This window comes from Streptomyces sp. NPDC048295, assembly GCF_040652135.1.
In the GTDB taxonomy this organism is placed as follows: domain Bacteria; phylum Actinomycetota; class Actinomycetes; order Streptomycetales; family Streptomycetaceae; genus Streptomyces.
The window spans coordinates 1-20,831 of sequence record NZ_JBEZLL010000024.1 but is presented as its reverse complement, the minus strand read 5'-3'; the positions used below and the strand labels follow the sequence as shown (position 1 = coordinate 20,831).

Sequence of the window (20,831 nt, the reverse complement as noted above, 5' to 3'; positions counted from 1 at the left end):
TGTGCCCGTTCGGACCTGTCCGCACAACGGTGCCTGCTTCTGCACTATTCCGCCTGCCCATGTGGCCGCCACGCACACCCGCGACCAGACTGTCCCCATGACTGATGCTTCCCTGAATGCCGAGTACGACGTCGTGGTGGTCGGAGCGGGGCCCGTGGGCGAGAACGTCGCCGACCGGGTCCGTGCCGCCGGGCTCAGCGCCGCGGTCGTCGAGGTGGAACTCATCGGCGGCGAGTGCTCCTACTGGGCCTGCATGCCCAGCAAGGCCCTGCTGCGCCCGGTGGTCGCCCGCGCCGACGCCCGCCGCGTCCCCGGTCTCAGCGACGCCGTGCAGGGGCCGCTGGACACCGCGGCGGTCCTCGCCCACCGTGACACCTACGCATCGCACTGGAAGGACGACGGACAGGTCGCCTGGGTGGAGGGCATCGGCGCGGACATCTACCGGGGCCAGGGCAGGCTCACCGGCGAGAGGACGGTGGCCGTGACCGCGCCCGACGGCACCGAGCACCGGCTCACCGCCCGCCGGGCCGTCGCCGTCTGCACCGGCAGCCGCGCCGTCGTCCCCGACCTGCCCGGCATCGACGGGGCCCGCCCCTGGACCAGCCGGGAGGCCACCAGCGCCAAGAAGGTGCCCGGCCGCCTCGTGATCGTCGGCGGCGGCGTGGTCGGCGTGGAGATGGCGACCGTCTGGCAGGCCCTCGGCGCCCGGGTGACGATGCTGGTCCGGGGCAAGGGGCTCCTGCCGAGGATGGAGCCCTTCGCCGGCGAACTGGTCGGCACGGCCCTCACCGAGGCGGGCGCCGACATCCGCACCGGGGCCTCGGTCGCCGCGGTGCGGCGCGCGGTCCCGGACGGTCCGGTCACCGTGGAACTCGCGGGCGGTGAGGAGATCGAGGCCGACGAGATCCTCTTCGCCACCGGCCGGGCCCCGCGCACCGACGACCTCGGACTGGAGACGGTGGGCCTGGAGCCCGGATCCTGGCTCACCGTCGACGACAGCTGCCGGGTCGAGGGCACCACCTGGCTCTACGCGGTCGGTGACGTCAACCACCGGGCGCTCCTCACCCACCAGGGCAAGTACCAGGCACGCATCGCGGGCGCCGCGATCGCCGCCCGCGCCGCCGGCGTACCGCAGCTGGAGACCGGCCGCTGGGGCGCCCACGCCGCCACCGCCGACCACGCGGCCGTCCCCCAGGTCGTCTTCACCGACCCGGAGGCCGCCTCGGTCGGACTCACCCTCGCCGGGGCGGAGCGGGCCGGCCACCGGGTACGCGCCGTCGACCAGGACTTCGCCGCGGTGGCCGGCTCCGGCCTGTACGCGGACGGCTACCGGGGCCGCGCCCGCATGGTCGTGGACCTCGACCGGGAGATCCTGCTCGGTGTCACCTTCGTCGGACCGGGCATCGGCGAGCTGCTGCACTCGGCGACGGTCGCGGTCGCCGGCGAGGTCCCGATCGACCGGCTGTGGCACGCCGTACCCGCGTACCCGACGATCAGCGAGGTCTGGCTGCGGCTGCTGGAGGCGTACCGGGACGCGTAGCCCCCCGAGGCGGGCCGGCCGTGAGGGCAGCCGCGAGCAGCGACCTCGTGTACGGATGCCGGGGCCGGTCGAACACCTCCTCGGCCGTGCCCTCCTCCACCACCTCCGCGTCCTTCATCACCAGCACCCGGTCACTGATCCGCCGGATCACCGACAGATCGTGCGAGACGAACAACAGGGCCGTTCCCAGGCGCTGCTGGATGTCGTCCAGCAGATCCAGGACCTGCGTCCGCACCGGGGCGTCGAGCGCCGACACCGGCTCGTCGCACACCAGGACGGCGGGGGACGGGGCCAGGGCACGGGCGATGGCGACGCGTTGGCGCTGGCCGCCGGAGAGCTGGTCGGGGCGGCGGTCCAGATGTTCGGGGCCGAGGCCCACCAGACCCAGGAGTTCGCGTGTGCGGGCGGCCCGGTCCTCGTGGCGCGGGACGCCCTCGGCGATGATCCGGGAGACCGTGAAGCGTGGATCGAAGGCGCTGTACGGGTCCTGGTGGATGAGCTGGATCCGGGCGCGGCGCGGCCGCCGCAGGCGTTCGGGCAGCCCGGACCAGGGCTCGCCGTCCATCCGCACGGTGCCGGAGTGCGGCCGCAGCAGACCGGTCGCCAGCCGGGTCACGGTGCTCTTGCCGGAGCCCGACTCACCGACCAGTCCGACCGTCTCGCCCGCGCGCAGCGTGAAGGAGACATCGCGGACCGCCGCGCGCGCCCCGTACGACAGCGACACCGACTCCACCTCCAGCACGGTCCGCGAGCGCTTCGGGGCGCGCGGCGGGGAACGCAGCACGGAGGCCGCCAGCAGGGCGCGGGTGTACGGGTGCCGGGGCTCCGCGAGCAGCCCCGGCACCTGCCCCGCCTCCACGACCGCGCCATGTCTGAGTACCGCCGCGCGGTCCGCGATCCGCGCCACGACACCGAGGTCGTGACTGATCAGCAGCAGCCCCGTGCCGTTCTCCTTCGCCGCGGCGAGCAGGTCGAGGATCTGAGCCTGCACGGTCACATCGAGCGCGGTGGTCGGCTCGTCCGCGATCAGCAGACGGGGGCCGGCGGCCAGCGCCGAGGCGATCAGCGCCCGCTGCCGCAGCCCTCCGGAGAGCTCGTGCGGATACTGGGCCGCCCGTGCCTCCGGATCGGGGACACCCACCCGGCGCAGCAGCTCGACGACCCGGGCGCCGATCCGCGACCGGTCCGCCGTACGGTGCAGCCGCATCGGCTCCGCGACCTCGGCCCCGATCCGGCGCAGCGGGTCCAGCGACACCAGCGCGTCCTGGGCGACCAGCCCCACGGTCCGGCCCCGCACCGTACGCCAGTCGCGTGCCCCGAAGCCGCTCGCGTCCCGCCCGTCCACCCGCAGCGTCCTCACACTCGTCCGCGCCCCGGCCCCGGCGAGCCCGAGCAGGGCCCGCGCCACCGTGCTCTTGCCCGAGCCCGACTCCCCGACCAGGGCCAGGCATTCGCCCGCGGCGACGGAGAGACTCACGTCCCGCACGGCATGCACCGAACCCGGCCCCTCACCCCCGCGTCCGGACCCGAAGCGCACATCGAGGCCCTCGACGGTCAGCAACGCACTCATGCCCCCGCCCCCTTCGGCGTACCGGACCGCAGCGACCGTCCCAGCACCGTCACCGAGAGCACCACCGCGACGATCGCCAGCCCGGGGAAGGTCGCCGTCCACCACGCGGTCGCCAGGAACTCCCGCCCGTCCGACAGCATCGAACCCCACTCCGCGGCCGGCGGCGGCGTGCCGAGCCCCAGGAAGCTCAGCGCCGACCCGGAGATCACCGCCGTCCCGGTGCCGATGGTGGCCAGGACCAGCAGCGGCCCCGTCACATTGGGCAGCACATGCCGCAGCACGATCACCGGCCGCCGCACCCCCAGCACCTTCGCCGCCTCCGCGTAGTGCGACCTGACGGCCAGCAGCGCCTGGCCCCGCACCAGCCGCGCGTAGGTGGGCACGGCCGCGATGCCGATCGCCACCAGCACATTCGCCGTACCGGACCCGACGACCGTGACCACCAGCAGCGCCAGCAGCAGTTCGGGGAAGGCCAGCAGCACATCGAGACCACGCATCAGGACCCGGTCGGCCACCCGCGGCCCCGTCGCCGCCAGCAGCCCGACGAGGAGCCCGGCCAGCACACCGAGCGCGGTCGCGCCGAGCCCGATCGCCAGCGACGGGCGCGCCCCGTACACCACCCGGGACAGCACATCGCGCCCCAGTTCGTCCGTGCCGAACGGGTGCGCACCGCCGGGCGGGCGGAACGCCGACACCACATCCGTGTCGTTCGGCGGGTGCGGGGCGAGCAGCCCGGGGAAGACCACCGCCACCGCCAGCAGCGCCAGCACCGCCGCGGCCAGCGCCGGAGCCACCCGCCGTTCCTCCGGGCGGCCGGCCCGCCCGCCCCATGTCCGCGCGACCGCGCTCATACGCCCGCCCCTTCCGTACGCAGCCGCGGATCGATCACCAGGCAGGCGAGATCCACCAGCAGATTCACCACGACGAACGCCGCCGCGGACAACAGCACCAGCGAGGTCACCACGGGGATGTCCTTGGACGTCACCGCCGTCACCAGCACCCGGCCGAGACCCGGCCGGGCGAACACCGTCTCGGTGAGCACCGCCCCGCCCAGCAGGCTGCCGACCACCCACCCGGACAGCGTGGCCACGGGCAGCGCCGCATGACGCAGGGTGTGCCGCAGCAGCACCGTCCGCTCCGTGGCGCCCCTGGCCCGCGCCGTCAGTGCGAACGGTCTGGCCAGCGCCTCGTCCAGCTCCTGCCGGACGACCCGGGCCAGCATGCCGCCGATCGGCAGCGCGAGAGTGAGCGCGGGCAGCACCAGCGCCGCCGGACCCTGGTCGCCCGCCGCCGGCAGCAGCCGGAAGCGGTACGACAGGACCGTGAGTGCCAGAATGCCGAGCCAGTACGACGGCACGGACACTGCGAGCAGCTCAAGACCCGAAGCCACCGCGCGGGCGACCCGGCCCCGGCCCGCGGTCGCGACGGCCGCCACGAACGCGATCAGCAGCGCCAGCACGGTCGCCGTCAGCGCCAGCTCCACCGTCGGCCCGATCTGGCCCGCCAGCACATCGCCGACCGGCAGGCCCAGCTGGTACGAGCGGCCCGGATCTCCGGTCAGCGGCCCGGCCAGCTGCCGCAGATACTGCACGAGCAGCGGATCGCCGAGCCCGTAGTCGGCCCGGATCCGCTCACGCAGCTCGGGCGTCGCCGCCGTCGAGGGCCCGAGCACCGTGTCCACCACATCACCGGGGACCAGATGCAGAACCAGGAACGACACGGTCGCCGCGCCCCACAGCACCAGCACCCCGGAGCCGAGCCGGCGCGCCACGGGCACCGCCCACCGATGAATCGCGGACATCAGCGGCCGTCCACCCACGCGCCCTGGAACAGCGGCCACGCCGAGGCGTCGAACGTCACGTCGTGCGCCCGGCGCCGGACTCCCAGCTGGCGGGTGCCGACGAACGCGGGCAGGGCGTACCCCTGCGCCACGATCCGCCGCTGCACCTTCGCGTACAGCGCCTCGCGCTCCTTGCGCACGGTGGTCGCCGTCGCCGCGTCCAGCCAGCCGTCGACGCGCGGGTCGTGCACCCGGGAGCCGTTCGCCCCGCCGTCGGCGAGCTGGCTTTCGGAGTGGAAGACCGTACGCAGCAGATCCGGGTCCGAACCGCCCCAGGCGAAGGCGATGATGTCGTAGTCGCCGCGATTGCGCACCGGGGTGTAGCTGCCCGCGTCCAGCGGCTTGAGGACCAGCTCGATGCCCGCCTTCCTCAGGTCGTCCTGGACCGCGGTGTCGAAGGTGCGCCGCTCGGACTTGGTGTACGCCGGCACATACAGCAGCGTCAGCCGGAACCGTCCGCCGTCCTTGGTCCGGTACCCGTCGGAGTCACGGTCCGTCCAGCCGAGTCCGTCGAGCAGCGCACCCGCCTTGGCCGGGTCGTGCCTCCAGCTGTTCTCCAAGGAGGCGTCGTAGCCGGGGGTGGACGGACTGAGCGGGCCCCAGGCCCGCCGGTACTGGCCCGCGAAGACCGCCTTGGTGATGGCCTCCGTGTCGACGGCGTGCAGCACGGCGAGCCGGGCGTCTCGCTGGTCGAACGGGGCGCGTGCGGTGTTCAGGAAGTAGGAGTAGACGATGCCCGGCGAGTCGTGGCTGCTGACGGTCAGGCCCGGCTGCGACTTCAGCGCGGCGATCCGGTTGGCCGGCAGGGCGTCGGCCACGTCCGCCTGACCGGAGGTCACCGCGCCGACCCGGGTCGCGTTCTCCGGCAGGAACGTGACGACCAGCCGCTCCAGGTGGGCGGGGCCGTTGTTCTTCGCGGAGGAGGGCGCCCACGCGTAGGACTTGTTGCGGGCGAGGACGAGTTGCTGGCCCTTGACGCGGGAGACGAAGGTGAACGCCCCCGTGCCGACGGAGGCCGTGCCGCCCGCCGCCAGTTCGCCCGGCCACCCGCGCAGCGCCGCGGGTGAGTGGAAGCCGAGATACGTCGTCGACACGGCGTGCAGGAACGAGGCGTACGGCCTCTTCAGCCGGACCGTCACCGTGTGCCGGTCCACGACGTCCGTGCGCTCGTAGGGGCCGATGAGGGTGGCGGCGTACTGGGACTTGGTGGCCGGAGCGACGATGTGGTCGAAGTTCGCCTTCACCGCCGCCGCGTCGAACGGGGTGCCGTCGGTGAACTCCACATCGTCCCGGAGCCGGAAGGTGTACGCCTTCCCGTCGTCCGACACCGTCCACTCCCTGGCCAGCCACGGTTCGAAACCACCGTCCTGGCGCTGTGCCACCAGGGAGTCGAAGACATTGCGCAGCAGCACTCCCACGATGTCGGCCGGGGACACGTGCGGGTCGAAGTTGTCCGGCTCGACATCGGTGGCGAAGGTGAGCGTCCCGCCGTCGCGCGGCGCACCGCCCGCACCCGAGGAGGAGTCGGCCGCGGTGCCGGAGGAGCAGGCGGTGAGGCCGGCCGCCGTCAGGGCACCGGCGGACAGCAGGAGGAAGGACCGGCGAGTGGGCACGGCGGGGCTCCGTTCAGAGTCGTGCGACGGGAAACGGGAAAACGAGAAAGCGGGAAAGGGGGGCGGAGGGACGGGGGTCACCGGGGGCGCGGCACCGCGCGCCAGGCCCGCACCGTGATGCGGTAGACCTCGCCGCGCTCGGCGGTCCGGTCGGCGGCGGCCCGGCCGACCGCGTCGAAGAACTCCGACTGCCGCTCGTCGGGGAGCAGCCGGCTGAAGTACGTGCCGAACGTGGAGGCGTGGAAGTCGCGGTACTGCCGGTCGCCCGCGGCCCGCACCGGCACCGTCCGCCCGTGCGACTCCTCGATCGTGAAGTGCCGCTCCAGCAGCTTCCGTACGTCGTCCGCCGACCGGGCCCGGACCCCCATCGGCACGACCCCGGACAGGTCGGCCCGGACACCCAGCAGCCGCAGGGCGTCGACCGCGACGACATCCTCACCGCCGATACCCTTATGGTCCGTCACCGGGTGATGTGTCGTCAGGACGAAGGCGCCGCCGGGTGCCAGATGGCGGGCGACCCAGGCGAACGCCCGGTCCTCGTCAGGGTGCAGCCAGTGCAGCACGGACGTCATGAACGCCACGTCGAACCGGTCGTCCAGGGCGGGCAGCCGCAGCAGGTCACCGGTCAGCAGCTCGGCCCGCCCGGCCAGCCGCACCCCGGCCTCGCGGACCCGGTGGCCGGAGCCGTCGATCCCCACCGCCCGCACCGCGTCCGGCCAGCGGTCCAGCGCCGCCTCCAGCAACGCCCCCGTCCCGCAGCCCAGATCGAGGAGGGTGCGCGGGCCGTCCGGCGCGAGCCCGAGGACCCAGTCGTGGTCCTGGGCCTGCCGGATCCGGCTGACGTCGTCGTACCCGGAGAGGGTGCGGGCGCGGTCGAGTATGTCGTCGGTCATGTCGGAACGGTCCCTTCACAGCGGGGCGTCGACGAGTGCCGCGATGCGCTCGCGCACCGCCGACAGGTCGTGGTTGCGGTACAGGTTGATGCGGTTGCGAGCGAGGTCGCCCCGGTGCACGTACTCGTACAGGTCCTGCCGTTGCCCGAAGCTGTCGGCCGTCAGGTCCCAGGCGAGCCTGAACAGGCGGGACTTGTGCTCGGCATCGATGCCCCTGCCGCGCATGTAGCGGTCCAGGAGCGGCCGCAGCTCGGCCGAACGCAGATCGTTCTCCGTGGGCTGCATGAGGATTCCGGACTGCCCGATGCCCCGTACGATCCCCACCGCACGCCCGGCCACCTGCGCCGCCCACACCGCCGCCGCCGGGGTCGGACCGGGGGCCAGCAGCCCGCTGTCGGTGCGGTACGCGGTGGCCTCCCCGGCATCCAGGAAGTGGTCCAGGACCTGGGCGTAGCCGGCGAGTTCCCCCAGGTCCTCCTGGATGTTGCGGAAGCCGTCGACCCCGATCGACTCCGCGAGCAGCGAGCCGACCCCGAGCAGGGTGCGCAGCCGCTCCCGGTAGCGGACCTGCCCGATGTACTGGCTCCACGCGTTGATCCTGCCGAGCCCCTCACGGGCCAGCGCCCCGTCGCCGAGCAGGAACACCCGGTCCCACGGCACGGTCACGTCGTCGAAGAACAGCATCGCGTCCTGTTCGTCGTACCGGCTCGCGAAGGGATGGGCGTGCCCGTGCGGCCTGCTGCCGAACGGCTCGCGGCACAGGATGCGCAGCCCCGGAGCGTTGAGCGGCAGCGCGAACCACAGCACGAACTCCTCGGCGCCGCGCCGGGCGAACGAGGCCGAGAGATAGACCAGCACCTCGTGCGCGAACGGCGCGAGCGTGGTGAGCTGTTTGGCCCCGCGGACCACGATCCCGGCACTGTCCTCGCGCAGCACCCGCAGCGCGTGGTCCGGGTGGTCGACCGGACTGGCCGACCGGTCGATCTGCGGGTCGCCCAGCGCATGCGTCAGCAGCAGGTCGCGCGAGGAGGCGAAGCGGTGGTACGCCTGAGCGTTGGCGCCGAAGCCGGGCCGGTTGGTCTCCAGCCGGTGCCGGAAATCCAGCAGACCGACGGCGATGGACGCCATGAAGGCGGGGGAGCGGCCGTGCTGGCCCCAGGACTCCCGCATCCACACCTCGGCGCTGTCCCGGGCGGCCCGCAGCTCCTCGGCGCTGCGCGGTGGATGGTAGCCGCGGCCGATGCGCAGACCCGACTCCGGGTCCTCGACGGTGAGCAGGTCGCGGTGGGCCGGGTCGTGCTGGAGGTCGAGCAGCCGGGAGAGTTCGGCGACCGGCGCGGCGAACGCCGGATGCCCGGCCACGTCCTTGATCTCTTCGCCGTCCAGCCACACACTGCGCCCGTCGTCGAGACCGGCCCGGAAACGCGCGCCGTCGAGTACGCCCAGCGGTTCGACGGCCGAAGTGAGAGAGGAAGTCATGCTGAGGTCCCTTGCTGATGCGGGAGAGGGGTCTGACGCGGCGGTGGCGTCCTGTGGAGGGGCGCGGCAGGGCTGAGGCCGCGGTAGCGGCCGGCGTGGTGCACCAGCGGCGTACCGCTGCCGCCGCGCACACCGACGACCTGGCCGATGAGGAGCGCGTGGTCCCCGCCCGGCGTCACGGTGACGAGCCGGCAGTCGAACCAGCTCAGGCAGTCGTCGAGGACCGGCGCGCCGGTGCGCTCCCGCACCAGGCCCACCGGCGGCGGCTGCGCCCGGCCGCGCTCGGGCGCCGCGTAGTAGTCGGCGACCTCCTGCTGGTCGTGGCGCAGGACGTTCACCGACAGCACCCCGGAGGCGCGCGCCGCCCACACCAGCGGGCTGTGCCTGCCGATCGCCACGGCGATCAGCAGCGGATCGAGGGAGAGCGACGCGAAGGCGGAGACGGTCTTGGCCGGGGTGCCGTCCCGGTAGCGGGTGGCCACCACGGTCACCCCGGTGGGGAACGTCCGGGCGGCGGCGAGGTACTCCGCCGCCGTCGGCCCGCCGTGCCCGGTCGTGAGGCTCATCGCACCCTCACCCCGTGGGTGTCGAGCCAGCGGTCGACGGCGAGCAGATGGTCGAGCCCGCCGGTCGGGTGGGGCGCGGCACGTGGTCCGGGCAGTGGGGTGCCCGCCGCCAGGTGCCGCTTCACCACGTCCCGGTCCACCAACTCGAAGACCGGGCCGTTCCGTTGCACCAGGTCCTCGGCGAGCGCCCGGAGGGTCTGCCCGTAGCCCGGTGCGGAACTGGCCGGGTAGCCGCTCTTGGGCCGGTGCAGCACGCTCGGCGGCAGCAGATCGCCGACCGCCCGCCGCAGCAGCCCCTTGGGCACCCCGCCCGTGTTCTTCAGCGACCAGGGCACGTTCCACAGGTACTCGACGAGCCGGTGGTCCGCGAACGGCACCCGCACCTCCAGACTCGCCGCCATGCTCATCCGGTCCTTGCGGTCCAGCAGGGCGGGCAGCCAGCGGGTCAGCGCCAGATAGGAGATCTGCCGGGCCCGCCGTTCCCGGCCCGACTCGCCTTCCAGGTGCGGGACTTCGGCGAGCGCGTCGGCGAAGCGCCGGGCGGCGTACTCCTCGGGCCGGACCCACGAAGCGACGTCCGGCCGCAGCAGGCTCGCCGGGGAAGGCCTGCCGCTCAGCCAGGGGAAGGTGTCGAGCGGACGGTCGTGGTGGAAATACGGATAGCCGCCGAACACCTCGTCGGCCACCTCGCCGGAGAGTGCGACCGTGACATGCCGCCGCACTCCCTTGAACAGGAGGTACAGCGATACGTCCGGCTCGCCCCAGCCGGGCCGGTCGCGGGCCTGGAGCCCGATCGGACGGTGGGCCAGCAGCTCGCCGCCCGGCACGGTCACCGTCGTGTGCGTGGTGGCGAGCCGGCCCGCCAGTTCCTGGATGTACGGCGCGTCGCTGTCCCGGTTCCAGTCGCCCAGCCGCTCGGGCTGCTCGTCCGGCGGGAAGTCCACCGAGAACGTCGCGACCTTCTCGCCGTCGGCATCGGACGCCGCCAGCGCGGTCAGGGTGGAGGAGTCGAGCCCGCCGGAGAGCAGCAGCCCCAGAGGGACGTCGCTGACCAGCTGGCGCCGCACGGTGTCGGTGAGCAGCTCACGCACCCGGGCCGCGGTGAGGTCGAGGTCGTCGGTGTGCGGCCGGGTCTCCAGCGTCCAGTACGCCCGCTCGCTCACCCCTGCCGGACCGAAGCGCACCGTGTGCCCGGGGCGTACCGTGCGCAGCCCCCGGAACACGGTGAGACCGGGTGTCGGCGCGGACGGCACCGCGAACAGCTCGGCCAGTCCCTGCGCGTCGGTCTCGGCGGTGAAGAGCGGATTGGCCAGGACGGCCTTCGGCTCCGAACCGAACAGCAGATGGCGGTCACCGGCCGTCCAGTACAGCGGTTTCACCCCGAGCCGGTCCCGGACCAGCAGCAGCTCCTGCCGGGGCACGTCCCAGACGGCGTACGCGAACATCCCGTTCAGCCGGGGCACCGCCGCCTCGCCCCACTGGAGGTGGGCCCGCAGCACCACCTCGGTGTCCGAGCCGGTACGGAACCGGTGCCCCAGCGCGCTGAGTTCGTCACGCAGCTCGCGGAAGTTGTAGACCTCGCCGCTGTACGTGATCACGGCCAGGACCTGGCCTTCGCCGTCCCGGGCCTCCATCGGCTGGGCGCCGCCCTCCACATCGATGACGGCGAGCCGGCGGTGGCCGAGAGCGGCGTGCTCGGAGAGCCAGATGTCCCCCGCGTCGGGACCACGCAGCACCATGGTGTCGGTCATGGCCCGCACGGTCCGGGCCTCGGCCCGCAGATCGCGGTCCCGGTCGACCCACCCGGCTATGCCGCACATTGCGCCTCCCAGATGCAACCGGGGCCGTCGGGGCCCTCGGTGAGTTCATGGCGTGCGACGAAACCCTTGGCGGCGATGTTGGCGCCGGTGGCGTGCACGCAGTACTCGCAGGGCGACGCGAGCGTCAGCCGTACGCCGCGGGCGCGCGCCTGTTCGCGGTAGTCCCAGATGGCACAGTGCGAGATCTCCAGCGAGGCGCGCTCGGTGCCGTCCTCGACGACGCGGTAGCGCGATCCGTACAACTCGGCCTGGCGGGCCACCCGGAGGACCGGGTCCAGCGCGCCGCGGCCGTGACCGGCTTCGACGTAGCGGTGGACCTCGGCGCCGGCCCGTGCCCAGGCGGCCAGTTCGCCGTGTCCGTACCGGGAGACCAGGAACCGCTCCATCAGGGCCTGGGCGCGGAAGAAGACGCGTTGCCAGTCGTCGGTGCCGGCATCGGTATCCGCATCGGCGTCCCGGCCCGGGAGATCGGCGAAGATCTCCGAACGCACCGCGATCCAGTCGTCGATGTCCTGGCCGCCGCGGGCCTCGGTGAGATAGCGGGTCAGGCCTGCCTCGGCCTCGAAGAGGCGCTGCCGCCACAGTGCGGCGCGCTCCGACGGGCTCATGTCGGTGGAGTACTTCTGCTTCATGAGCAGCTCTTTCGACCGGAGAAGAAGGACTTCGGAAAGAATGAATTCGAAATTCCTGACGCAGAATAGGAATGCGGGTTCGACCCCGTCAATGGCAATTCTTGAGGCGGTGCACCGGTCATCCTGTGACTGTGAATAACAGCATCCGTAATGAATTCCTGACGGCTTCGGACCCGATTACGCTGAACCGATGGTGCTGTTCCAGGGATTCGATTCACTGACCGTCGCCGGAGCCGACGGCGGACCCGTGCGTGTCCGCCGGGCGGGCGAGGGGCCACCGCTGCTCCTGCTGCACGGATTTCCGCAGACACACGCGATGTGGCATGCCGTGGCCCCTCTCCTGGCCGCGGAGTTCACCGTCGTGGCCACCGATCTGCGGGGGTACGGGGAGAGCGTGCGGACCGTCCCGGCGGGCGACGGGCCGTCGCCGTACAGCAAGCGCGCCATGGCCGGCGACCTGGTCCGGGTGATGGGCGAGCTGGGCTTCGACCGTTTCGACGTGGCCGGCCACGACCGGGGCGCCCGGTGTGCCTACCGGCTGGCCCTGGACCATCCGCAACGGGTCGGCCGGCTCGCGGTGCTCGACGTCGTGCCGACGGCGGACGCGCTGGACGCGGTCGACGCGCCGGGGGCCAGACAGCTGTGGCGCTGGTTCCTCATGGCCCAGCCGTATCCCGTCGCGGAGCGGATGATCGCGGGCGACCCGGAGACGTTCCTCTTCGGGTCGCACACCGGGCTGTTCGCGCCCGAGGCGCTCGCCGCCTACCGGGCCGCCGCCGCGGACCCGGCCGTCGTGCACGCGATCTGCGAGGACTACCGGGCGATGTTCGGTCCCGACCTGGAGCAGGACCGGGCGGATCTGCGGGCCGGGCGACGGATCGAGGCGCCGGTGCTCGCCCTGTGGGGCAAGCGCTCGCACACCGAGCAGCGCCATGACGTGCTCGCCGTGTGGCGGCGCTGGGCGCACGACGTGCGGGGGAGAGCGTTGGACTGCGGGCACTTCCTGCCCGAGGAAGCGCCCGCCGAGACCTACGCGGAGCTGCGCTCCTTCTTCGCCGAGGCCGCCACCGGATGACCGGCGGCCGCCCGGTCCCGCCCGATCCGGACGATCTCCGCGCCCGTGCCGCGGCTCTCGCGCACCAGCCGGGACACCAGCTCACGGTCGGCCGGACCGACCGGCGCCTGCACCACGATCAGCGCCTCCGGGTCGTCCACCGGGCGGAATGCGGAGAAGAGCAGGTCGAGCCCGCCGTGACGGGGCAGCAGCACCGAGATCCGGCGGGCCGTCAGATCGCCGACCCCCTGGCACTCCCACCACTCGGTCAGCTCGGGGAAGTCCTCGCGCAAGGTCGCGTAGATCTCCCGGGCGCGACGGTCGGTGGCGGCGAGCCGCGCGGTCTGCCCCCGGAAGTGGGCCAGCACCGCGCGGGCCACCGGCTCCCAGTCCAGCAGCGTGGAACGGAACGCCGGACTCCCGGCCACGCACCACATCAGATTGCGGCGCTCGGCGGGGATCGCGGCCGGATCGGACCACACGGCGGCGTACGCCTCGTTCCACGCGGTGATGTCGAAGCGCGAGTCCAGCAGCACCGCCGGGCTGTTCTCCCAGGTGTCCAGCAGGCTCTGCACCCGGGCGGCCACCTCGTCGTGGCCCGCGCCGTCCGGAGTGGGCGGCAACAGCCCGGACAGGGCAAGGACATGGCGGTACGACACAGCGTTCAGCCCGAGCGTGCGGGCCACCGCCTCCAGCACCTTCCGGGACGGGATCACCCGGCCCTGCTCCAGCCAGGTGTACCAGGCGAGCCCGACGCCCGAGAGGGCGGCGACCTCCTCGCGGCGCAGACCGGGCGTGCGGCGCCGGCCGGTGTCGGGCAGGCCGACATCCCGCGGCGAGCGTCTTTCGCGGTGGGCGCGGAGAAACGCCCCCAGCTCCTTCGAATTGGCGAACTGCCGGTTCTCGCCGGTCTCCTCGCCGTGGTGCGCGTTCGTCTGCGCGGATGTGTCCGCAGAGGAGCCCGCGGACCTGTTCGCAGGCGTATTCAGGGGCGTATTCGCGGATGCATTCATGGAAAACTGCCTTCCGGATGTTCGCGGCTTCTGCGAGGTCAGTGGGTGCGCTGCTGTGCGCCCCTACATCGCCGGCGCCGTTCGCACGGTCCGGAATTCACCACTCCGTCGCCCGGCTGCATGCCGCCCCCCGATTCTCCGCGATCCTGCGGTTTTCAAGGGCCAGCTTAACCGTGCCCGCTCCACCGCTGTCCGGTTTCTCGGGAGTTGTCCGTCAGGCGAGATGTTCCGTTAAGAATTCCGCAACAGATCCCACGGCCGCCACGGCCTCCGGCAGCCGGTCCACGGCCAGCTGCCAGCAGTGCGTCGTCCCGTCCCACATCTCCACCCGGCAGTCGCCGCCCGCGGCCGTCATCCGGGCGCCGAAGCGCTCCGCGTCGTCCGCCAGCACCTCCGCGCGGCTCGCCTGGAGCAGCACGGGCGGCAGGGCGGCCAGCGCCGTCGCGTCGGCGAACAGCGGTGAAGCGGCGGGGGTACGGGGGTCGGCGCCCGCGAGGTAGAGCGAGGCGGAGTGGCGCAGCGAGGGGCGGTCGAGCACCGGATCGGTGGCCGCGCACCGCGCGAACGCCGCTGATTCCAGAGTGAGATCCAGCCACGGCGACAGCCCCACCGCGGCGGCCGGCATCGGCAGCCCGGCCTTGTGCGCCTCCAGGAGCACGGCGAGCGCCAGTCCTCCGCCGGCCGACTCGCCCAGGACGGCGATCCGGTCGGCGGGAACGCCGCCCCGCAGAAGATCCGCGTACGCGCCGAGCCCGTCCGCCACGGCTGCGGGAAACGGGTGCGCGGGCGCCAACCGATAGGCGGGCAGCATCACTTCGGCACCGGTCAGACGGGAGAGGCGGGCGGCGAGCGGCCGGCTCGGCTCGGGGGATCCCGCCCGGTAACCACCCCCGTGCAGCTGCAGCACCACGGTCCGTCCGGTCCGTTCCCCTCCGGCGGGCGGCCGGACACGCAGCACCGGGCGCCCGCCGAGGGACTGGTTGACCGTCATGCCCGCAGATCCGCGAGGAGTCCGGTCAGCGCCTCCGGCCGTCCGTACAGTTCGGGCGTCGGCGCGATGTAGAGGAGCAGGGTCGTCACCCCGGGGTGCAGGAAGCCGCTGATGCGCTCGCGCAGTGCGGCCGGCTCGCCGTGCAGCCACAGCGCGTCGACGAGCCGGTCGGGCAGCGCGGCGGCGGCCCCGTGACGGTCGCCGGCCAGATGGGCCTCGTACGACTCCCTGAGCAACTCCCCGCGTCCGAGCCACTCGTGGAACGCGTGATAGGGCTTCTGGTTGAGGATCCAGCCGAGGAAGCCGCGGCCCGCGCTCCTGGCGTACGCCACATCGCGCGTCGGGCAGACGAAGAGCTTCACCACGGTCTCCCTGTCCGGCGGCGGGGTACCGTCCGAGCCGTCCACACCTCCTTCCGCCCGTCCGGCCGCGATCACCCGCGGTACGTCCTCGGCGGTGAGGAGATTGACGACCGCCCCGTCCCCGTCCCCGTACGCCACCCCGAGCATCCTCGGGCGCAAGGCCCCGACCAGCACTTTCGGCGGTCTGGTCGGCGTGAAGCCGAGGCTGAAACCGGGGGCGGACAGCGTCTCGTAGGCATCGCCCACCGGCTGCCCGTGCAGCGCCCGCCTCAGGAACCGGACCGTGTCCCTGACCCTGGCCAGTGGCCGGTCGTGCGCCCCGCCGTTGAGCGCGGTCGTATGGGCCGGTACGGAGGCCCCGACACCCAACAGCACGTCGCCCTGAGCCAGTTGGGAGAGGGTTGCGGCGGTCTGGGCGAGGATGCCGGGGCCCCGCGTGAAGACCGGCACCACTCCCGTACCCAGACGGAGCTTCGGCTGCCAGGCCGCCGCCGCGGCGAGCGGGGTGAAGGCGTCGATGCCTCCGCCCTCCCCGGTCCACACATCGGTGAACCCGAGATCGGGGAGCGCCTCGACGGTGCGACGGTGATCGGTCAGGGCGCGGGAGGGCAGAGGCAGGTTGATGCCCCAGCGGACGGCGTTCATGGGCGTACGTACTCCTGTGGGTCGTGGATCTCAGGTTGCGGCGGGCCTGGGCAGTGGGCGCCCGCGTGGTACGGGTGTCCGGCCGCGCAGCCGGCGAAGCGGGCGTTCGACCAGGTAGTGGCTGAGCGCGGCGCATCCGACGGACAGCACCACGGTGACCGGGAACAGCACCAGGAAGTCCGCCGAACCGGCCCGTTCGCCGGTCGTACGGAGCCAGGCCTCGACCACGACCATGTGCCAGAGGAACAGCCCGTACGAGATCTGCCCGAGCCAGGCGGGCACCGGGCGGGACAGCAGACGGGCGGGCGTCGCCCGCTCCGGCCGGGCCGGGCCCAGGGCCAGCGGCGCCACCAGCCCCACCGCGACCACGAGACAGAGCGCGTGCTCCAGCAGCGCCTCGCCCACCGTCGGGTAGCGCAGCGTCGAGCCGGTCAGCGGCGTCGACACCAGGACGTACGCGAGCAGCGCCACCCCCCAGCACAGCCACGGCCTGCGGGCGAAGGCCGGCGGCTCGGCGGTCCGTGAGGCGAGGACCGCCAGCGCCATGCCCGCCGCGAAGTACCCGGCGTACTCGGGGAGCCACAGCTGGGCCGGAGGGTAGGGCCCGGCCGACGGCACATGGGTGAGCACCACCGACAGCAGCGTCGCCGCCTCGACGGCGCCCAGCACACCGAGCACGACCGCTGTCCTGCCCCGTCGCAGCAAGGGGTGGAGCGCGACGGCCGGCAGCGGAAGCAAGACGTAGAACGACACCTCGGTCGCCAGGCTCCAGGTCTGCGGGATGCCGGCCGGTATCGGGTCGGAGCCGTAGATGTGCAGCAGCAGGAACGTCCGCAGCGCGGGCCACGGCGCACCGAGGGTGTCCCGCCCGAACCACACGAGCGCCACCAGCGCCACCAGCCAGTAGGCGGGCAGGATGCGCACCGCCCGGTGGCGGAGATAGCGGACGATGGAGGGACGCGGACCGCCCTCGCGGGCCGCGTCGGCGAAAGGGCGGTAGAGGAGCAGCCCGGACAGCACGAAGAAGATCGGCACCCCCACCGTGAAGCGGGAGATGACCGGCCCGAGCGGCCCGGCCTCGCCGATGCCGAGCCAGCTGGAGGCGACCTGGCCGGTGTAGATGCCCACATGCAGGGCGATCACCAGCAGCGCGGCCACGGCGCGGAGCCCGTCGAGCGGGAGGGCACGGTGGCGCCCGGTGTCAGGAACGCCCATCGGCCGCCGCCTCCTTCGTGCCGGTACCGGCCGGCGCGGAATCCGCCCGCGCGGCGCCCTCCGCCGGCACCGGGCGCAGCCGGCCCACCAGCGGCAGCGCGGTCAGTCCGGCCAGCACCGCGAGACCACCGCCGACGACCGCGGTGCCGGTGTCCGCGTGCGCGAAGGTACCCGCCACCGCGACACCGACCGCCGTACCCGCGTACAGCGTCGCGCTGTTCCAGGAACTGGACGTCGCCCCCAGCTCCGGCCGCGACGACACCAGCAGCGTCTGGACGAGCGTTCCGAAGGCACCGCTCGCGAAGAACCACACCAGCACCGCGGCGTACGCCAGCAGTGAGTCCGCCCCGAGCGCGGCCAGCACCGCCGCACCGCCCAGGACCAGGCACCACACCGGAATCCACAACGCGTCACCGGAGCCGCGCTCGCGCGCCCGGTCCCCGATCCGGCCCGCGGCCAGCGAACCGAGCGCACTGCCCGCCCCGACCAGAATGCCCAGCAGGCCCAGTTCGTTGACGGAGAGCCCGAAGCGGTCGTGGAGCGCGGAGCCGAGGAAGGTGTACGCCCCGAGGTTCGCGGCCTGCAGCAGGAAGACGACGATCAGGGTGTGCCGCAGCACTCCGTCGCGCCAGACCGTGAACACCGCGGCGAACCGCAGCGGCGCCGCCTCGGCCTCCTTGCCCGGCCGGTCCTTGATCTGGGCGAGCAGCAGGGGCGCAGACGCCGCGGTCAGCGCGGTCAGCGCCCAGAACGAGGCCCGCCAGCCGCCCCAGCCGGCCAGGAAACTGCCCGCGGGAACGCCCAGCACCTGACCGGCGGAGAAGAGCGCCATCCCGAGCCCGACGGCCCGGCCCCTGACCGGCGCCGGTGCCGTCTCCGCGATATGGGCCCAGATCGAGGGCCCGGCCAGCGCCGCGCCCAGGGCCCCCAGCACCCGGGCCACGACGAGCACGCCGAGATTCCCGGCCACCGCGGCGAGGGCGTTGCCCAGCAGGAACAGCAGCGTTCCCGCGAGAATCGTCGGACGCCGGCCGAACCGGTCGGACACCGCGCCGAGGAACGGTGCGGTCAGTGCGTACACCAGCGTGTACGCGGTGACGGTGCTCGCCGCGGCGGCCACGGAGACCCCGACCGAACCGGCGATGGTCGGCAGCAGCGGCGAGACCAGGAACGTCTCGGTGCCGATCAGGAACAGCAGCAGATACACACCCGTGTACGTCACCCACGGCACCCGGGCGGGCGGCGACTGGGCGGGCGGTGTCCCGTCGGCGACGGGTGGGGTGGACTCGGGCACGGCATTCCTCTCGCCGGACGGTGTCTGACGAGGCGATCGTTCCGCTGCGGGAACCCGGCAGTCAGATCCCGGTTCATGCTGGTACTGGCACACACAGGCTGCGGCGCAGTGCCGCCAGGAACTGTTCGGCGAAGACGGGATGCCCGGCGGGCCCCGGATGCAGCCGGTCCAGCCCCTCGGGCTCCAGCAGCAGTCCGGCCTCGCGCGGGCCGAAGACGTCGAGCCCGTCGATGTAGTGGAGGTTGATGTCGCCGTGCCTGCGCAGCAGTCCGACGGCCTCGCGGGTGCGGGTGCGGCAGTCCTGGACGGTCAGGCCGGAGGGCCCGGGAACCGTCTCGCGGTCCGGCGCGATGACCGTCGACATCAGGGCGAACGGTGTCGTCGGATGCCGCTCGCGGACCGTGGCCACGAAACCGACCAGGGCGGAGCTGAAGGCGGCCGGGCTGTGGCTGCCGAGCGCCTGGACGTTGATGCCGACGCAGGCCGTGAGCAGGTCGGCGGGCAGGTCCCGCATGAGCCGGGCCGTCATCGGCTGGAGACAGCACGCCGCGCCGAGCGCGAGGGACGTCAGATCGAGACCGGCGCGCCCGGCCACCAGCGCCGGCCAGGCCCCGGCGGGCGAACGGGCGCCCCTGCCCTGCGATATGGAGCTCCCGTAGTGGACCCAGCGCGGGCGTTCGCGGTCGTCGTACGCGACGTTCGCCGCCCCGTCGACGACCAGGGCACGCAGCCGGAACTGGTGGTACGTGGGGAGCCAGAGCTCGACCGTGGTCATCCGCCCCGGCAGGCCGGACACCAGGAACTCGGCGTCCTTCCCGTCGCACCGCAGTTCCACGGTGTCGGTGATCCCGCCCTCCCGCACCACGTCCAGACGGGGCTGCTCCTGCGGCCCGTTGAGCCGTGGTGCGGGATCGGCCCGGTAGCGGCAGCCGAGCTCGCGGCTGTCGGTCCGCAGCGCGACGCGGACACCGGCGGGCATCGCGGCCCGGCCGATGCCGCCCTCCGGCAGATGCAGTTCCGCCTCCCGGTGGGGCACCCGCCAGGGCGCCACCCAGCCCGGCCCGTGCTGCAACGACACCGCTCCGCGGAACCGCAGCACCGGATCGTCCCCGGCCACCACACGTTTCGCCGCCATTCCCGCCACCTCCCCGAGTCGGTCGCCATCCTCGGCGGGCGGGGCGGTCGCAACCAGTCGTTGCGGATGCTGTGACCAGGACTCACCGGCAGGGCCGACGGCCCGGGGCGCGGGGTACGGTCAGGCCGGCGGCCGGAGATCGCTGGTGGTGACCCGCACGTGGTCGACGACGAGCTGCTGCGGGAAGGCGGTGCCGCCGTCGGGGTCACCGGGCCAGTAGCCGCCCACCGCCAGGTTGAGGATCAGGAAGAAGGGCTTGTCGAAAACCCAGGCGTTGCCGCCCAGATCGGCGGGCGTACGGCGCTGGTAGACGTTGCCGTCCACCGACCAGGTCACCGAGCCGGGTGCCCAGTCGACCGCGAAGGTGTGGAAGTCGTCGGCGAACGCCTGACCGCCGGGCAGGGTGTACGCGGCGCCGATGCCGCCGGAGCCGGAGTAGCCCGGGCCGTGCAACGTGCCGTGGACCGTGGACGGTTCGAAACCCACGTTCTCCATGACGTCGATCTCGCCCGAGTTCGGCCAGCCGACCTGGCCGATGTCGTCGCCCAGCATCCAGAAGGCCGGCCACATGCCCTGGCCGCGCGGCACCTTCATCCTCGCCTCGACGTGCCCGTACGTCTGGGTGAACCGGCCGGAGGTGTTCAGCCGTGCCGAGGTGTACTCGCACGTCCCGTACCAGCACTGGTAGTTGTTCGGGTTCTCGCGGCGCGCGGTGATGACCAGATGGCCCTGGCCGTCGAGTGCCGCGTTGCTGTTCCCGGCCGTGTAGTACTGCCTTTCGTGGTTGTTGACGTTGTCACCGGTCTCTATCTGCCACTTGGCGCCGTTCACGGCGGAGCCCGCGGGGCCGTCGAAGTCGTCGGTGAAGGTGGCAGCCGCCGCAGTCGTGGCGGTACGCGGCCCGGGCGCGGGCACCCCGGCCGCGAGGCCGGAGGAGGCCGGGACGAGGGCGAGCGCGGAGAGTGTGCAGAGCGCGGCCGTGAGCAGGCGCCGGGGGAGATGGGGGGAGGTCATGGGGGTCCTTCCCGTGCGGAAACGGAACGGCCAGTGTTTGTCATGCAAATGACAAACTGCCGTTGTGTGTGTGTATCGAGGCCACGGCCTTCCATTCCCTGTCGTCCTCTGCGTGGGACGGACTCGCCGCGGAGGCCCAGTCCCTGAGGGCGCTC

The 20,831-nt window shown here is 73.1% G+C and carries 18 protein-coding genes; 2 read left to right on the top strand and 16 right to left on the bottom strand.

Annotated elements, in window-relative coordinates:
• Positions 1 to 97: 97 nt before the first annotated feature.
• On the top strand, positions 98 to 1,540 hold the full coding sequence (locus AB0D53_RS29765; RefSeq protein ID WP_362452120.1) for an NAD(P)/FAD-dependent oxidoreductase: 1,443 nt from the start codon (positions 98 to 100) through the stop codon (positions 1,538 to 1,540).
• Here AB0D53_RS29765 and AB0D53_RS29760 read toward each other — a convergent pair.
• The 9 genes from AB0D53_RS29760 to AB0D53_RS29720 all read right to left on the bottom strand — a co-directional run bounded on the left by AB0D53_RS29760 (position 1,494) and on the right by AB0D53_RS29720 (position 11,953).
• Positions 1,494 to 3,110 (bottom strand): ABC transporter ATP-binding protein, encoded by a 1,617-nt coding sequence (locus tag AB0D53_RS29760; RefSeq protein WP_362452119.1) that lies wholly within the window; start codon positions 3,108 to 3,110, stop codon positions 1,494 to 1,496. The two genes, AB0D53_RS29765 and AB0D53_RS29760, sit on opposite strands and share 47 nt — an antisense overlap.
• Positions 3,107 to 3,961 (bottom strand): ABC transporter permease, encoded by an 855-nt coding sequence (locus AB0D53_RS29755; RefSeq protein ID WP_362452117.1) that lies wholly within the window; start codon positions 3,959 to 3,961, stop codon positions 3,107 to 3,109. Before AB0D53_RS29755 ends, AB0D53_RS29760 begins: the two co-directional genes overlap by 4 nt.
• The gene (locus tag AB0D53_RS29750; protein WP_362452116.1) at positions 3,958 to 4,911 is read right to left on the bottom strand and encodes an ABC transporter permease; all 954 of its coding nucleotides are present in this window, start codon (positions 4,909 to 4,911) and stop codon (positions 3,958 to 3,960) included. The genes AB0D53_RS29755 and AB0D53_RS29750 overlap by 4 nt, the downstream gene beginning before the upstream one ends.
• On the bottom strand, positions 4,911 to 6,563 hold the full coding sequence (locus tag AB0D53_RS29745) for an ABC transporter substrate-binding protein (protein WP_362452115.1): 1,653 nt from the start codon (positions 6,561 to 6,563) through the stop codon (positions 4,911 to 4,913). Before AB0D53_RS29745 ends, AB0D53_RS29750 begins: the two co-directional genes overlap by 1 nt.
• Before the next feature lie 77 nt (positions 6,564 to 6,640).
• Complete coding sequence (locus AB0D53_RS29740; RefSeq protein ID WP_362452114.1) at positions 6,641 to 7,456, bottom strand: class I SAM-dependent methyltransferase; 816 nt, start codon at positions 7,454 to 7,456, stop codon at positions 6,641 to 6,643.
• Positions 7,457 to 7,471: 15 nt separating this feature from the next.
• A complete protein-coding gene (locus AB0D53_RS29735; RefSeq protein WP_362452113.1) occupies positions 7,472 to 8,935 on the bottom strand; it encodes a 4-hydroxyphenylacetate 3-hydroxylase N-terminal domain-containing protein in 1,464 nt (487 codons plus the stop codon).
• A complete protein-coding gene (locus AB0D53_RS29730; RefSeq protein WP_362452112.1) occupies positions 8,932 to 9,501 on the bottom strand; it encodes a flavin reductase family protein in 570 nt (189 codons plus the stop codon). Before AB0D53_RS29730 ends, AB0D53_RS29735 begins: the two co-directional genes overlap by 4 nt.
• Positions 9,498 to 11,321 (bottom strand): asparagine synthase (glutamine-hydrolyzing), encoded by a 1,824-nt coding sequence (gene asnB, locus AB0D53_RS29725; protein ID WP_362452111.1) that lies wholly within the window; start codon positions 11,319 to 11,321, stop codon positions 9,498 to 9,500. Before asnB ends, AB0D53_RS29730 begins: the two co-directional genes overlap by 4 nt.
• A complete protein-coding gene (locus tag AB0D53_RS29720; RefSeq protein WP_362452110.1) occupies positions 11,309 to 11,953 on the bottom strand; it encodes a hypothetical protein in 645 nt (214 codons plus the stop codon). The genes asnB and AB0D53_RS29720 overlap by 13 nt, the downstream gene beginning before the upstream one ends.
• A 190-nt stretch (positions 11,954 to 12,143) precedes the next feature.
• Between AB0D53_RS29720 and AB0D53_RS29715 the strand changes: the two genes are divergently transcribed.
• Positions 12,144 to 13,028, top strand: a complete 885-nt coding sequence (locus tag AB0D53_RS29715) for an alpha/beta hydrolase (RefSeq protein WP_362452108.1) — start codon at positions 12,144 to 12,146, stop codon at positions 13,026 to 13,028.
• Here AB0D53_RS29715 and AB0D53_RS29710 read toward each other — a convergent pair.
• From AB0D53_RS29710 to AB0D53_RS29680, 7 genes are all read right to left on the bottom strand, one after another.
• Positions 12,983 to 14,020, bottom strand: a complete 1,038-nt coding sequence (locus AB0D53_RS29710) for a helix-turn-helix transcriptional regulator (protein WP_362452107.1) — start codon at positions 14,018 to 14,020, stop codon at positions 12,983 to 12,985. The two genes, AB0D53_RS29715 and AB0D53_RS29710, sit on opposite strands and share 46 nt — an antisense overlap.
• 214 nt (positions 14,021 to 14,234) lie before the next feature.
• Positions 14,235 to 15,011, bottom strand: a complete 777-nt coding sequence (locus AB0D53_RS29705) for an alpha/beta hydrolase (RefSeq protein ID WP_362452106.1) — start codon at positions 15,009 to 15,011, stop codon at positions 14,235 to 14,237.
• Positions 15,008 to 16,018: an LLM class F420-dependent oxidoreductase gene (locus AB0D53_RS29700; protein WP_362452105.1), complete on the bottom strand. Its 1,011-nt coding sequence runs from the start codon at positions 16,016 to 16,018 to the stop codon at positions 15,008 to 15,010. The genes AB0D53_RS29705 and AB0D53_RS29700 overlap by 4 nt, the downstream gene beginning before the upstream one ends.
• 30 nt (positions 16,019 to 16,048) lie before the next feature.
• A complete protein-coding gene (locus AB0D53_RS29695; RefSeq protein WP_362452104.1) occupies positions 16,049 to 17,233 on the bottom strand; it encodes an acyltransferase in 1,185 nt (394 codons plus the stop codon).
• Entirely contained in the window at positions 17,220 to 18,527 is a 1,308-nt protein-coding gene (locus AB0D53_RS29690) for an MFS transporter (RefSeq protein ID WP_362452102.1), read from the bottom strand. The genes AB0D53_RS29695 and AB0D53_RS29690 overlap by 14 nt, the downstream gene beginning before the upstream one ends.
• Before the next feature lie 73 nt (positions 18,528 to 18,600).
• Complete coding sequence (locus AB0D53_RS29685; RefSeq protein WP_362452101.1) at positions 18,601 to 19,662, bottom strand: GDSL-type esterase/lipase family protein; 1,062 nt, start codon at positions 19,660 to 19,662, stop codon at positions 18,601 to 18,603.
• 120 nt (positions 19,663 to 19,782) lie between these two features.
• Positions 19,783 to 20,676 (bottom strand): glycoside hydrolase family 16 protein, encoded by an 894-nt coding sequence (locus AB0D53_RS29680; RefSeq protein WP_362452100.1) that lies wholly within the window; start codon positions 20,674 to 20,676, stop codon positions 19,783 to 19,785.
• Between the last annotated feature and the right edge of the window lie 155 nt (positions 20,677 to 20,831).